This is a genomic window from Streptomyces sp. TLI_171, assembly GCF_003610255.1.
Classification (GTDB): Bacteria; Actinomycetota; Actinomycetes; order Streptomycetales; family Streptomycetaceae; genus Kitasatospora.
On the sequence record NZ_RAPS01000002.1, the window covers coordinates 36511 to 49332 of the forward strand.

Annotated in this window: 15 protein-coding genes; 11 read left to right on the forward strand and 4 right to left on the reverse strand. The window is 69.8% G+C overall.

Going from position 1 to position 12822, the window contains the following annotated elements:
* Positions 1–383 precede the first annotated feature (383 nt).
* Both BX266_RS36070 and BX266_RS36075 read left to right on the forward strand, forming a co-directional pair.
* On the forward strand, positions 384–590 hold the full coding sequence (locus BX266_RS36070) for a hypothetical protein (protein ID WP_099907158.1): 207 nt from the start codon (positions 384–386) through the stop codon (positions 588–590).
* Positions 591–808: 218 nt separating this feature from the next.
* Positions 809–1081, forward strand: a complete 273-nt coding sequence (locus tag BX266_RS36075) for a hypothetical protein (RefSeq protein WP_099907156.1) — start codon at positions 809–811, stop codon at positions 1079–1081.
* 124 nt (positions 1082–1205) lie between these two features.
* On the opposite strand, the gene BX266_RS36080 is transcribed toward BX266_RS36075, so the two are convergent.
* Together BX266_RS36080 and BX266_RS41365 are read right to left on the reverse strand one after the other, a co-directional pair.
* A complete protein-coding gene (locus tag BX266_RS36080) occupies positions 1206–2684 on the reverse strand; it encodes a transposase (RefSeq protein ID WP_143687105.1) in 1479 nt (492 codons plus the stop codon).
* Positions 2638–2967 carry a transposase gene (locus BX266_RS41365; protein ID WP_399171333.1) on the reverse strand — a complete coding sequence of 110 codons (330 nt, stop codon included), beginning with the start codon at positions 2965–2967 and terminating at the stop codon, positions 2638–2640. Before BX266_RS41365 ends, BX266_RS36080 begins: the two co-directional genes overlap by 47 nt.
* 199 nt (positions 2968–3166) lie before the next feature.
* On the opposite strand from BX266_RS41365, the gene BX266_RS36090 reads away from it, so the two are divergent.
* On the forward strand, positions 3167–3595 hold the full coding sequence (locus tag BX266_RS36090; RefSeq protein ID WP_099907153.1) for a DUF6086 family protein: 429 nt from the start codon (positions 3167–3169) through the stop codon (positions 3593–3595).
* An 84-nt stretch (positions 3596–3679) separates the two neighbouring features.
* Here the strand turns inward: BX266_RS36090 and BX266_RS36095 are convergent, their stop codons facing one another.
* Positions 3680–3976, reverse strand: coding sequence for a hypothetical protein (locus BX266_RS36095; protein ID WP_143687103.1), 297 nt, complete (start codon positions 3974–3976; stop codon positions 3680–3682).
* Positions 3977–4003: 27 nt separating this feature from the next.
* Positions 4004–4183, reverse strand: a complete 180-nt coding sequence (locus BX266_RS36100; RefSeq protein ID WP_099907150.1) for a hypothetical protein — start codon at positions 4181–4183, stop codon at positions 4004–4006.
* A gap of 141 nt (positions 4184–4324) precedes the next feature.
* Here BX266_RS36100 and BX266_RS39155 point away from each other — a divergent pair, with 141 nt between their 5' ends.
* The 8 genes from BX266_RS39155 (at position 4325) to BX266_RS39175 (ending at position 12273) form a co-directional block, all read left to right on the forward strand.
* The gene (locus BX266_RS39155; RefSeq protein WP_180290764.1) at positions 4325–4465 is read left to right on the forward strand and encodes a hypothetical protein; all 141 of its coding nucleotides are present in this window, start codon (positions 4325–4327) and stop codon (positions 4463–4465) included.
* 66 nt (positions 4466–4531) lie between these two features.
* Complete coding sequence (locus BX266_RS36105) at positions 4532–4885, forward strand: site-specific integrase (RefSeq protein ID WP_099907148.1); 354 nt, start codon at positions 4532–4534, stop codon at positions 4883–4885.
* Positions 4886–4927: 42 nt separating this feature from the next.
* A complete protein-coding gene (locus tag BX266_RS39160) occupies positions 4928–5989 on the forward strand; it encodes a site-specific integrase (RefSeq protein ID WP_180290763.1) in 1062 nt (353 codons plus the stop codon).
* Complete coding sequence (locus BX266_RS36115) at positions 5973–7877, forward strand: hypothetical protein (RefSeq protein WP_099907147.1); 1905 nt, start codon at positions 5973–5975, stop codon at positions 7875–7877. The genes BX266_RS39160 and BX266_RS36115 overlap by 17 nt, the downstream gene beginning before the upstream one ends.
* Entirely contained in the window at positions 7874–9943 is a 2070-nt protein-coding gene (locus tag BX266_RS39165) for a hypothetical protein (RefSeq protein WP_259465209.1), read from the forward strand. The genes BX266_RS36115 and BX266_RS39165 overlap by 4 nt, the downstream gene beginning before the upstream one ends.
* Positions 9940–10335: a hypothetical protein gene (locus BX266_RS36125; RefSeq protein WP_259465210.1), complete on the forward strand. Its 396-nt coding sequence runs from the start codon at positions 9940–9942 to the stop codon at positions 10333–10335. Before BX266_RS39165 ends, BX266_RS36125 begins: the two co-directional genes overlap by 4 nt.
* A 562-nt stretch (positions 10336–10897) precedes the next feature.
* Complete coding sequence (locus BX266_RS39170) at positions 10898–11593, forward strand: hypothetical protein (protein ID WP_180290762.1); 696 nt, start codon at positions 10898–10900, stop codon at positions 11591–11593.
* 47 nt (positions 11594–11640) lie between these two features.
* Positions 11641–12273 carry a hypothetical protein gene (locus BX266_RS39175; RefSeq protein WP_259465211.1) on the forward strand — a complete coding sequence of 211 codons (633 nt, stop codon included), beginning with the start codon at positions 11641–11643 and terminating at the stop codon, positions 12271–12273.
* The last annotated feature ends 549 nt before the right edge of the window (positions 12274–12822 follow it).

Consider the following 12822-nt stretch of genomic DNA (forward strand, 5'->3'; position numbering starts at 1 on the left):
GCCGTCGCCCAGCACTTCCAGTAGTGGAGCAGCGGCGGGACGACTGCGGTCGGCACCTGGAGGGCCGTTCGACCCATAGCTGGATGGCCGCAGCCCCAGTGCGGGAAAGAGAAGTCGGCGGGCCGCCGGGTGAGCAGCGAGGCCGAGGAGGCGGCGACCGCTTTGCTTCAGCCTGGAAAAGATCATGAAAACGGTCCGTGGGGTGCCCTGGGGAACTGCACTTACAAGCCGTCGCCGGACGTCGGGGACCTACAACCCGGCTATTGGCAGCGCGTCAGGCCCGGTCGTGGCCTCCTCGGCACCTTCTCCTGCGGCCGGTGCGGCCTCCGCCGATAGTCTTGCGGCGCGACGCAGCAGCCGGACTCGCCCCGAAGGAGAGACCCATGCCCGGACCAAAGCGGATCGGCACCGCGGCGGCGACGCTGTCGACCGGGGAGAAGGAGCACTTCTTCGTCTACGCGGACGGCGAGGAGGACGCCGACGGTCTGATCGCAGTCCGGAGCGCGGACGCCTGGCGACACCGGCCTAGCCTCCCGCCGATGCGGGTGAGGCCGGACTGCTTCTGCGAGATGACGCTCAACCTGCGCTGAGAGGGCGAGTTGACGGAGTATTAGGCGCCGCTGTTCGAGGCGGGGGAGCCGCTGGCGGATCGCCGCTGCCAGATCTACAGGCGATACCTGGAGTGGGCGGTGCCGCCGTTCGCCAACGTCGCGGACATCCTGCTGCGGCACAAAATCCCGGAGGACGCCGCCTACGCGCACGACGGCCGTCGGCGCTCTCCTGTACGAACTCCAGATAGGTTGCCCGGATGACTGACACGGACCCGCTGGTGCCCGTCCTTGCCGGACTCGTCGTCGACGTCGTCTGGTTCCTCGACAGCTGCGAGGACGACGAGGTCGGCCCCGACTCCGCGGTGAAGATGATGGAGAGCGTGAGCTGGGTGCTGGGGCAGCTGCCGCAGGACCAGCGCGACCGGTTCCTGACCGTGCTCGCCGACCTGGCCGAGGCCGAGCAGGACCCGGGCCGGCGGGAGTTCTTGGAGAACTTCCCCTTCGCCAGCGGCCTGGTCGAAGAGGAGTAGGAGAGCTCAGGCCGAGCCGAAGCCTGACCAGTCGGAGGTGCCCGGCTGCAGGCTGGGGGTCTCGCTGCGGCTGATGTTCACCAGATATGGTTCTGGCTCACTTTCCGGATGCTGTTGGTGATCTTCAGCGAGTGTCGGTTTGAGTCCGGTCGATCGTCTGGCGGCAGAGGCGCGTGAAGCGGGTTCCGAGGCTGGTTCGGCTGTCGCCTGGCTGGTGCTGGTGGAGGCGGATGATGTTGGTTCCGGCCGCGGTGAGGACATGCTGGACGTGGGTTTTCACTTTGCCTCGGTAGCGGCAGTGACGGAGGCCGTGGGCGCGCACGGTCTCGGAGACGGTGGCCTCGCAGCCGGCCCTGAGGGCGTATCGCTCGCGCCACGGTCTGGTCTGCTGGTCGCGTCGCACCTGGTTCTGGATCTCCTGTAGGGGCTGGGGCAGAAGGAGGATGTGCCGGCCCTTGCCGTCGACGTTGCCGGTGCATTTGAGGCGGTCGTCGCAGGCCCGGCAGGTGGCGCGGGGGAAGAGCACCGACATGCGCTCCTGGCCGTCGGAGAGTGTCGGTTTCCATGGAGGGCTGGTCGCGCCGTTCGGGCAAGTCAGAGTTCTGTCTTGCCAGTTGGGGCTGAAGTCTTCCTTGTTGAACCCGGGGTGGGCGCGGGAGGTCGGGGCGAGGCGGACCGGGCCGACCAGGTCGATGCCGTGTTCGGTCCTGGCTCGGTGGATGGTGGCCGGGGTGACGTATCCGCCGTCGACAAGGTGTTCGGCCGGGGCGAGGCCTCGCGTCGCGAGGTCTGTGTGGATCTTCTCCAGGGCGTCGATGTCCTGCTCGGGCGCCGGTGTGGTGGCGACGTGGACGATCACATTGGGCAGGCCGTCGTCGCAGGTCTCGGTCTGGTGGTCTTTGTAGCCGACCCACTCGGCCTTGCCGGGTTTGTGGCTGAAGCGCGCCTGCGGGTCGTGAGGGGAGACGATCTCTACCGACGACCAGGGGACACGTGCCGTCGCCGGATCGGGTCTGCCCTCGGCGGCCGCCCCCGCGGAGGTCGTACGGCGGGCGGTATGGCGTCGGCTCTGTCGGTCGCGGGTCTGCTTGGGCCCGCGCCATCGCAGAGCGTCGTGCTCGTCGAGCCAGTACTGCTGGACCCAGACCTGCCGCAGCACCTCCACCTGCGGCAGCCGCCGAAGCCTGGCCGGGGTGTCAACGGCGAGAAGAGCGCGGAACAGCCGCATGCCGTCCTCGCCGACCGTGAGTGCGTACTGTTCGCGCTCCTTGGTCTCCCTGGGCAGCCGGTCATAACGCACCGGTCGGCCGTAACGCCGGGCCCACTCGTCCGTGACCAGGACGGACACCCATTCCTCGTCGGCGGCGGCCAGCTCCTCCAGGGCAGCGCGCAGGGTTTCCCCGACGAGCTCGATCCGGTCCAGGCGCCGCACCGCAGCCAGGACGTGCGTGGAGTCGGTCCGCTGCCGTCCGCGCCGCTTGACCAGCCCAGCCTCCGCCAGGCGCTCGACCATCACCGCCAGAAGCCGGTCTGCCCGATCGTCCTCGGCCATCCGGTCACGGAACTCGCTCAGCACCGAGAAGTCGAAGCCCGGATCGTCCAACTCCAGCCCCAGGCAGTAATTTCCAGTCCAATCGGCACCGGACGGCCTCGGCGGCCTGCCGGTCGGTGAGATTCTCCGCGTACTGCAGCACCGACACCAGCGCCAGACGAGCCGGCGACAGACCACGACGCCCGCCAGCGGGATACCACTCCTCGAAGTCGCTGTCCGTGAACAGACCCTCCAGGTGATCCCGCACCCACATCGCCGCCGTGCCCCGCGGATTGCTCGCCCGAGCCATCCGCACGGTCAACGCCGGGATCTCCCGCCCGGACCAGTACCCCATCGCCACCGCAGCCCACCCCTCCGAACAGCCGGACCCTCCAGGCCAGAACAGCAGGCAGGCACGCTCAACGACCGCCGATCGCGGCAATCTCACCCTGACCGGTGAAGATCACCAACAGCATCCTTTCCGTGGAGGGGTGACTGACCGTAGTCTCATGTGCTCGTGACACTGGCCGGTATGGCCAGCAGGGAGGGGCCGCATGAGCCAGTACTACGACATAGGCGACGAGACCCTGTGGAACCCATCGAACGGGGCCTCCCGGCTGTTCCTGGGCCAGGTGAGCCTCTACCAGGCGGAACTGGGTCTGCCGTCCGGTATCGGACCGATGCAGGCTGACGAGTGCCAGATCGACCCCGTCGTGTTCGAGGAGTTCGTCGACGCCCTGCTCGCGTGGCATCGGAGAACAACCCACGCAGTCATGGCTGCCCTGTCCGAGGGCTTCGTCGCCACGGTGCTGGTCCTGGCGGAAAGGGCAGGCATCGAGGTGAACTGGCAGCCATCAGGCTCTGCCGAGGGCGGCTGCCTCAAGGATCTCCAGGTGCCGGCTGCCCCGGTTTCCTCTGAGGCGGCTTGGGTGGCTGCCCTTCAGTACAAGTCGCGCGAGCTGGGCCGATTCATGGCGGTCTGAGTCTGTCCGCCCTGCGACGTGCATGGACGCGATAGGCCGCTCCGAGCCCGACTGTGGGCCTTGGCCTGGCGCTCTGTTCGGTGGTCACCAGGTCACGGGCACGGCCGCGCCGATCAGGCGGACCGTGTCGCGCGGGTTCAGGGTTCCGGCGTCGCCGCCGATGGTCTGGCAGTAGACGATGAGCATCTGCGCGGCCGCGCAGCGGCGGACCTCGAGCGGCGCATCGTCCCAGACCTCCCGGGCCGCGGCCGCGCCGTGCTCCCGGAACTCCGCCCACACGGCGTAGGTCAGGCTCGACACCGCGTCGACGGTCTCCGCCAGCCGGTGCAGCCTGACCACCGCCTCCTGCTCCCCGAGGCCGGGCAACGGGCGCGCCGCCATCGGGCCCAGCAGCACCTGCAACCCGTTTCACAGAGCAGCGCCCCGGTCGAGGTCGTCGACCAAGGTGAGCACGGTGTCCGCGGACGGCGCGGTGACGATCGCCTCGACGGCGCGCTCGACCAGGTCCTCCACCTGCGCAGGTGGCAGCGGCCGGCGCCGCTCGCCGGGCTGGTCGCCGTCGTCGGCCGGGTCGTGCGTGTAGGTCATGGCGGGAGGGTACGGTCCACGTCCGACACCGAGCCGCGGCGCACCGGCACTCGTGCCGGAACCTGCGGCCGGCACCCCGCTGTATCCGCCAGGCCGGTCGTTACCGCAGGTCACCGGCGCGAGGGCGGGTATGAGCCGGATGTGACCCCGTTCTCGTTGCCGATCGAGGTGGCGCTTGCCGCGCCGATCGAGACCCTGCCCGATCACCTCGACGGCGAGTTCGTCCAGGCGAAGTGGGACGGTTCACCAGACACGAGAACGTGTCTCACCCGCGTTGCTTGATCCAGGCCTCGGCCTCCACCAAGCTGCTGCTCAGCCGTACGACGGCAGTGGCTTCGCGGAGGTCGGGTGCTGCTGTTCTTCACCAGCAGGCGGAAGGTCTGGAAGGTCGGCACGGTCGCCGGGCTCGGCCCCGGTCAGTTGTCGGAGCTCTTCGAGCGACGGCGGGTGTCGGACGGGATGCCGGTGCTGCTGAATCACACGATGCGTCCGGTCGAGCCGCTCTGTTCCTGGTTCCGTCGGCTGGCGATGGACCGCCTTGCCCCGAAGACGATGAAGGCGTACGCCCACACGGCGCTCATGCTGATCAACTTCCTGCACAAGCGGCAGCTGGACCTTCGATCCGCGACTGAGCAGGACATCCGGGACTTCGAGGCTTGCCGGCGCGAGGACGGCCACACAACGGTCGAAGACGCGACGTGAGACCGGGACTCGGCCGCGATCGGCCGCCTCTACGCGTACCTCGTGGAGATCGGCCACGTCGCCGCCAGGCCCTGGCGGCCCGTCCGAGGCAGCGTCTCGCTGGGCAGCGGCATCGCGCAGGACGTCCGCGTGCGCCACATGGAGCTGGAGCAGTACCTGTTCTGCCGGGACGTCGGCTTCGGCGGCCTGTCACCGACCGCCGAGGTGGACGGCGCGTTCCGTGGATGCTTTCCGCTCCGCAACCGGGCAGCGAGTGAGCTCGCTCTGCTGACCGGCATGCGAATCGAGGAGTGGTCGACGCTGCTGCAGCCAGAGCTCGGCCTGGAGGCGGGGAAGCGGCCGCGATCCTGGGACGTCGACCTCGCGGAGTGCGCGAAGGGGCGTCGGCCGCGCTCGGTCTACATCCCGGCTGGCGCCATGGAAATGCTCGACCCGTACCTGCTGATCGAGCGGCCGGAGATCGTGGCGGCCGCGCAGCGCACGTTGCGGCGACGGCACAGGGAGCTGTTCGTCGTGGACCGGTTGGAGGCCGACGGCACGAGGGTGCGCGGGGTGCTGGATGGGGTCACGATCACGCGGCCGATCAAGACGCTCAAGCCCGAGCTGCGACGGATCGCCGTCCTGGAGACCGGGGACGGCCTGGACCCGATGGCCCTACTGGTCGGCCGGGGCGGGTTGATGCTCACGCTGTCCGGGTGGGACCGGGTGCGGTGGCGCGCATGGGAGCGGATGAAGCTGTCGGCCGGGCACGCGCGGGCGCCGGTGATGCCTCGCCGGTGCTGGGTCTTCCACGACTGGCGGCACACCTTCGCGCTGAGGCTGTTGATCTTCCTGACTCGGGAGGTTCTGCGCGACGCGGCGGCTCAGCAGCTGCCGATGTCGACCCTGCTGGACCACATGACCGGTAACCCCCTGCTGGTCGTCCAACGGCGACTCGGACACGCCAGCCCGGCAACGACCTACCGGTACGTCCGGTACCTCAAGGACCCGATGAGGGAGGTCGATGACGCCTTCCGGGAGTGGACTGCGGCGGGCGGGGCCTCCTACGTCTCGATCGCCCGCCGCCTGCTGGATCTGGAGGAGCACGGTGCCGCGCAGGGGTGAGTACACCGAGGTCGACGCCCGGGCACCGAGCCAGCCGGTGGCCTTGGCGCGGGTCGGGGTGCGGCAGGTGGTGGCGAGCGAGGCGAACGGGCAGCGGGCGGTGGTCACGGTGGACCCGGGCGAGTTCGGGTGCGCGGTTCTGGCGGCGGAGCTGGCGGACGAGTGGGTGGAGCTGGCCTCGGGGGCCCGTTTCAGCGCGAGCAATAATCGCCAGTACCGGCAGGCGATTCGAGACTTCTGCTCACACATCGACGCCTCGGTGCCGCGGCCTCGCACCGCCTCCTTGGCCGAGCGCGACCCGGATCTGCACCTGGCGGTGACTGAGTGGCTGCGGGTACTGCCCACCCGGTACGCGGCCGGTTCCAGGACGCCGGGCTGGCTGGCCAGCCGCCTGCGGATCCTCGTGGGCCGGCGCATCGCCCACCCTGACCGGGCCGTGGACACCCGCATGGACGGCTGGGTCGGCGGCGCGCTGGGGCTTCGCCGGGGCCAGACTCAGGAGCTGGACGAGTTCAGCCGAGCCGACAAGAAGAAGCTGATCGCCGCGGCGTGGACCGACGCGCTCGCCGTCCGGGCGCGGCTGAGGGCCGGGTGGGAGGCGGCCGCCGCCGGCGCAGACCCGCGGACCGAGGGCTGGGCGGATCTGCGGAACCTGCTGTGGGCGGTGGCCAACGGCGCCTGCTCGTTCCGGGAGATCAGCGCCGGTCTGCCGGGTCGCTCCCGGTGGCCCGCCGAACTGCACGACCAGCTGCAGGCGGCCGGCCTCGATACACGGTCTGGCAAGCTCGCCGTGAGCCGTCACCTGGTCAACCAGCTGTTCCTGAGCACATTCGACCTGCAGCCGTACCGAATCCTGCTGGTCGCGGCCACTGGTCGCACTCCCGAGGAGGTCACCGCGCTGACCGAGGACGACGTCGAGTTCGGGCCCCGCAGCGTGATGATCGACTTCACCAAGAACCGGGCGCGTTCCCGTACTCGGCAGAGCTTCAGCACGCCGCCGGCCACCGGTGAAGGCGCTGTGCTGCATCCGGCCAAACCCCGCCTGGACGCCGCGCTGATCGTGCGGATGCTGCTGGAGGCGAACCGGCCCTTGGCGGCCCAGGCCGGGATCAGCCCGGTGCCGCTGTTCCTGCGTACGGGTCTCGCGGCGTCCGGGTTGTCGGTGTCCCGGATGAACCGGCTCTCGGGCTCGGGCTTGATCGACTGGATGGCTGCCCGGGGCGTCTCCGTCGAGGGCGTGCCGGACATCAGGCGGCTGCGCAAGTCGGTCAAGGTGGAGAAGGCCGTCGCCTACCGGGGCCGCGTCAGCGACATCGCCGACGACCACTCGGTGGAGACCTTCCGCCGCCACTACGCCCACGGGACGACGCTGCGGGTTATTGCCGGCGACGTCATCACCACCGCCCAGCGCCACTGGTTCACGCAGGCACTGGACGGTCCGGTGGTGCTCACCCCGGAGGCCGAGGAGTCCCTCGGCCCGGGCCGCGTTGCCGCGGCCCTCGGACTCACCGCGGACGACGTGGAGAAACTGCGGACCGGCCAGCTCGACATGGGCGTCTCCAGCTGCAGAGACCCCTTCGACTCGCCGTACGGTCGCACCGGCCAGCTGTGCCCGGTCGCGCCCACGCGGTGCCTGGAGTGCCGCAACGCCTTCGTCCTGCCCTCCAACCTGCCACAGCTCCTGCTGTTCGCCGCCCACCTGGAGCGCCTGAAGCAGCAGCTGTCCCCCACGCACTTCCACACCCTGTGGGGCCAGAGCCGCGTCAACGTCGCCGAGGCGATCCGCTCACACACCGACGCGGAGATCGCCGCTGCCCGCAGCCAGATCAACGACCAGTGCCTGACCCTGCACCTGCCGCTCGCCAGCCACGTGGAGTTCGACGCATGACCCACACACTCCCGCTCCCCAGCCCTCAGTCGATCTTCCGGGACGACGAGCCTGTCGTGCAGAGCGGCCGAGTCCTGCCCGGTGCCGTCCCGCCCCGGTTCGGCGACACCGACCGCTGGGACTTCAACGGGGTCCTGCGGAAGGCCCCGAACAGGCACTCGGCCAGCCTGCGGGTGATCCTGCCCGACCTGAGCCCGCAGTGGAACCTCATGGCCCGGGAGATCGCCATGATCTGGCTCAACCCCCGCCACCCGAAAGTCCTCGCCTGCGGGATCCATCTCAAGCCGACCCCGCACTCCCCGATCACCGTCGCCCAGCGCATCGGCCACCTGCGGGCCCTCGTCCTCCACGGCGCTGAGCGAGGCCTGCCGCATGATCCGAGCCAGTGGGTCACTGAGGACTTCGACGCCTACATCGGTCACCGGCTCGTCCTGGGCGAGGCGATCAGCGTCACCGACCACATCAACGTCACCAAGGCCCTGCACCGCCTTCGCTCCGCGCTCGCGGGCGGCGGTGTCGCCGTCGACCCGTGGCCGGGCCGCAGTGCCAACGACGTGCTGGGCCTGCCGACCATCGGCCCGATCAGGACCAAGGCGATCGACCCCGGGACCTGGTTCCCGCTGGTACGAGCCGCCTGGACCTACATCGACGTCCTCGCCCCGGACATCCTCACCGCCCTCAACACCTGGCGCATGCTGCGCGCCCAGGCCCAGCACCTGACGACCGCCGAGGCCTCCCGCCGCCTCGATGCCTGGCTCGCCGACCCCGCGACCCGCGTCCCCGTCCACCCACACCACACCGACCCGGTGAACTGGTCCCTGGTCAGCCACATGATCGGCATCGATCCCACCCGCACCCATCTCTTCGGAACCGGCGACCACCCCAGCCGCCGCCGACGTGCTGCCGTCGAACGCCTCGTCCACGCCGGCCGTACCCAACCCGGCCTGCTTGCCACCCCGGCCGAGGTGATCCGCCCGGACGGCACCAGCGGCCCGTGGACCGCGGCACTTCACCCCATCGAGCTGCGAGCGGAAGCGACCGCGCTCCGCAACGCCTGCTACCTGTTCACAGTGGCGCTGTCGATGATGCGCGACTGCGAGGTCCGCGACATCGTCAAGGGCTCGGTCGTGGAGTACTTCAGCAGCCCGGCGGTGAAGTCGGTGAAGGAGAAGCTCGACCCGGACCTGCCAGTGAAGCACTGGTGGATCATCGAACCGGTCGCCCGCGCCATCGACATCGCCTCCCAACTGTCCGCCGACCCCCAGCTGGCGTTCTCCTCGGCCTGGTTCGAGGGCGCCGGCTTCGTCAGCGGGCAGGTGCCCCAGCAGTTCCGCACCCACGTCAACGCCAACCGGCACACCACCGGCCTGCCCGAGATCCCCGACTCCCGCGTCACCCCGCACATGTTCCGCCGGACCATCGCCATGCTCACCCGCGACCACCCCGGCTCGGAGATCGCCGTCGGCATGCAGCTCAAGCACGTCGCCGCACGCGCTCTGGCCAACCGCACCACCCAGGGCTACATGGAGCCCGACCCCAAGTGGGCCCGCCACCTCACCCAGGCCATCCACGAACGCCGCCTGCAGCGACTCACCGACCTGTTCGACGCCGACACCCGCGGCGAGACCATCGGCTACGGCCCGGGCTCCGACCGCCTGCGCGACGCCTTCGCCGACATCCGCCACCAGGCAGACCACCTCCGCACAACCGGTCAGGCCCGGCATGGCGACGCCCGCGTCGAACACGACCTCCTGCGCCGCACCAGGATCTCCATCCGCTTCGGCACCCTCAACCACTGCACCATGAACGACGCCGACCCCGCCGAGGCGAAATGCCTCGAGAACGCCACCGTTCCAGTCGGCCACCAGGGGCCCCTCCTCGACCGCTGCCAGCCGTCACGGTGCGCCAACAGCGTCATCGCCCCCGAGCACCTGCCGATCTGGCAGTCCGAACGCACCTCCCTGAACCGGCTTCTGGACCAGCCCGACCTGCCCGCCGCCCGACGGGCCCACCTCGACGCCCAACTCGCCGACGTAGACCTGGTCATCAAGAAGGCGCGCCCGTGACCGTCACCCCCGCCACCGAGCGCGCACTGCGTGAGGCCATGGAACGACTGCTCGCCGGCCGCCCCGAGCGCACCGACGGCAAGCTCACCAAGAACAACCTCTGGCGCGAGGCGGGCCTCAGCCGCGCCACCATGAACCGCGCCACGAACCTGCTCGCCGAATGGGACTCCCGCATTGCCGCCAGCCCCGCCGGCCTCGCACAGCGCCGCCGCGACGAACAGATCATCGACCTCACCCGACGGCTACAACGCAGCGACCGCGAACGGCGCCGCCTCCAGGAGCAGGTCGACGCCGCGGCCACTGTCATCGCTGCCCTTCTCGCCGAGAACACAGCACTCCGCGAACAGGCCGCCAACAGATCAGCTGTCATCACCCCGCTCGCTCGGGTCTGATCGCCCACGTAGATCGGTGTCGGCGTGCTCATTGAAGTGCTCAGGCAAGATGAACGAACTCTCGCTGACCTTGCGGACCTGCGGCACCACCACTGTGGTCTTGACGCCGCAGGCCTCCTGTTGCGGGAAGGACGCTCCTCCGTACGATGCCGTGTGTGATCAAGGAAATGTCTGCTTGTCCGGCTCAGACGCCACGGCCGTCTGGCGGCCTTCCAATCGGCCGCAGTGACTACATGGGAAACCGTCGGGGGCGGCTGTGAAAGCCCCGGTGACTCCCCCGCGGCCGTCGGATGTCACCTCGGTCTTTCCCGAGCTCGCCGTCCACGCAAGGACAGCGGTCCGACTGCACCCTGCGCCGGCGAATCCGGGCCCGCGGGACAGCTCTGTGGGAGGACCGCTGGCCTGGCCGGAGGACGAGGTGTGGCCGAGCTGCCCAGGCGGCCGGCATCTGACGTACGGGCAACCACATCGGCTCGCCGACGTCCGAGGCGAACGGTCGGCAGGCTTCGCCCACCAGGGTCGAACTACCCCGGACGAGTCCTCCGCGGACGGGGTGTGGCCCTTGCTGCCCGTGTTGCAGGTCTACGCGCACGATGTGCCCTGGTACGACGGTTACCCGGACGATACGGACCTCCTCCAGATCCTCTGGTGCCCGTTCCAGCACATGTACGACGATCGGACAGCGCCCTATAACGGAATCGCCGGCCCATGGGTCCAGGTCCGCTACCGCCGCAGCGCCGACCTGGGAGACCGCTTCCTGACCCCGCCACAACCGGTGGCAATCGGTGCACCCGGCTACCTGCCCACCCCATGCCTCCTGCGGCCGGAGCCGGTGATCGAATACCCGCATCCAGGTGCTCTGGGCATGGAGTTCGAGGGCCGCGTCGAAGAGTGGGAAAGGGCGACCTTCGCCGACCCCGACGACCCCGAGGAGTACGAACCCCGATACTCCTGGGACCTATCGACCGCCCCGGGCTGGAAACTCGGTGGCCACGAACCCTGGAACTACCAGGGCTACGACGGACCGGTGCGGTGCGGCACGTGTGGCAGCGAGATGCGCTTCGTGGCCGCGATCGACAGTGAAGAATGGGACGGCGGCACGGAGAGCTGGGCGCCTGTCGACTTCCTCGATGGCAATTACAGCGAACGGCGCCAGCACAACGAGCCGACCGACGTCGTCGTCGGAAATCACGAAGCCATGCGCGTCTTCGTCTGCCCCCTCTCCACGGATCACCCAGTGATCAGCGACCTGATGTAGGCCCCCGCGCCCCCAGGCCTCGTCACCGCTCGTTCATCCGTAAAGGGATGCCACGCCACACCAACAGTCGGCGCCGCTGCGAGTCCGCTGTCTCTGAGACATGCCCCAGTCTGGAGAAGGACGGGTGGCGAGCGATCGTGCGCACCGGGCCCGGCGCCAGGATCTGGAGCCGGCACGGTACCGACCTCACCCGCCCCTTCGCGGACATCGCCGCGGCGGCCGAGAAGTTGCCGGCGGCGGTGCTGGACGGCGAGCTCCTCGCGGTCACCGATACCGGGGAGGTCGTGTTCTCCCGGCTGCAGACCCGCGCCGGGAAGGGCCCGCGGCCTGGCGCGGACTTCACCGTCCAGTTCGCGGCCTTCGACACACTCGCGCAGGGCGAGCAGGACCTCCGGCGCGAGCCGCTGACCAGCCGGCTCGACCGGCTCACCGAACTCCTCGACGGCGGCCCCCGCGCGATCTGGCCGCTGCCTTCCACCACAGACCTGGACGAAGCGAAGGGCTGGGTGGGCGCGGCCGGCGGCGCGGTCGAGGGCCTGGTCCTCAAGCCCACAGGATCGCCCTATTTGTCCAGATATGGGAGCCGGTGGCGAAAATGGCGAGAGCGGCACCCCGTCGACGCCGTCGTCGTCGGGATCACCGTCGGCGACCCCAACCGCCAAGCCGCCGTCTTCGCCTAACCCGACCCCACAGGCCGACTGCGAAAGGTCGGCGTCAGCCTCCCCCTCACCCCCGCCCAACGCGCCGAACTCGCCCCACTGCTGCGCCCCGCCGGCGACGGCCAGATCGCCGAGCTGCCCGGCACCGTCGGCGGCCTCCCCGGCGCACCACCCGTCGCCTACCTACCCGTGGATCCGGACGTCGTGGTGGAGATCCTCGTCGACCAGGCCCGCCCCGAATTCGGCCGCTACCGACACAGGCCTCGACTCGTCCGGGTCCGAGCCGAATTGCATCCAATGCATCTCACGCCGCCGCCTGATCCGGGTGAAACCGCAGTTCGTCAACCTGGTGACGATCCGGGTGACGCTCGCTGACCTCGCGAGGAGAGCGCGGCCTCGCTACGGCACCAGGTTTCGACGGGGCCGCCGCAGTGGTTTGCACATTCGCCCGCCCGACCCCAGCTCGACCTGTGAGCCGGGGACAGGCGAAGGGCCTGCTCAGGGAGTACGCCGCGGCGGGGCGACGTCGCCGCGGTGGTGCGGCATCGTCGGCCTGGCCGCTTCGGGGGT

What these genes read in the sequence shown, in the direction of transcription:
- BX266_RS39175 (WP_259465211.1), top strand. Translation starts at nt 11,641, where the DNA reads ATGCCACGCCACACCAACAGTCGGCGCCGCTGCGAGTCCGCTGTCTCT.
- BX266_RS36095 (WP_143687103.1), bottom strand. Translation starts at nt 3,976, where the DNA reads ATGGCGGCGCGCCCGTTGCCCGGCCTCGGGGAGCAGGAGGCGGTGGTC.
- BX266_RS36100 (WP_099907150.1), bottom strand. Translation starts at nt 4,183, where the DNA reads ATGACCTACACGCACGACCCGGCCGACGACGGCGACCAGCCCGGCGAG.
- BX266_RS39165 (WP_259465209.1), top strand. Translation starts at nt 7,874, where the DNA reads ATGACCCACACACTCCCGCTCCCCAGCCCTCAGTCGATCTTCCGGGAC.
- BX266_RS41365 (WP_399171333.1), bottom strand. Translation starts at nt 2,967, where the DNA reads ATGGGGTACTGGTCCGGGCGGGAGATCCCGGCGTTGACCGTGCGGATG.
- BX266_RS36070 (WP_099907158.1), top strand. Translation starts at nt 384, where the DNA reads ATGCCCGGACCAAAGCGGATCGGCACCGCGGCGGCGACGCTGTCGACC.
- BX266_RS36090 (WP_099907153.1), top strand. Translation starts at nt 3,167, where the DNA reads ATGAGCCAGTACTACGACATAGGCGACGAGACCCTGTGGAACCCATCG.
- BX266_RS36075 (WP_099907156.1), top strand. Translation starts at nt 809, where the DNA reads ATGACTGACACGGACCCGCTGGTGCCCGTCCTTGCCGGACTCGTCGTC.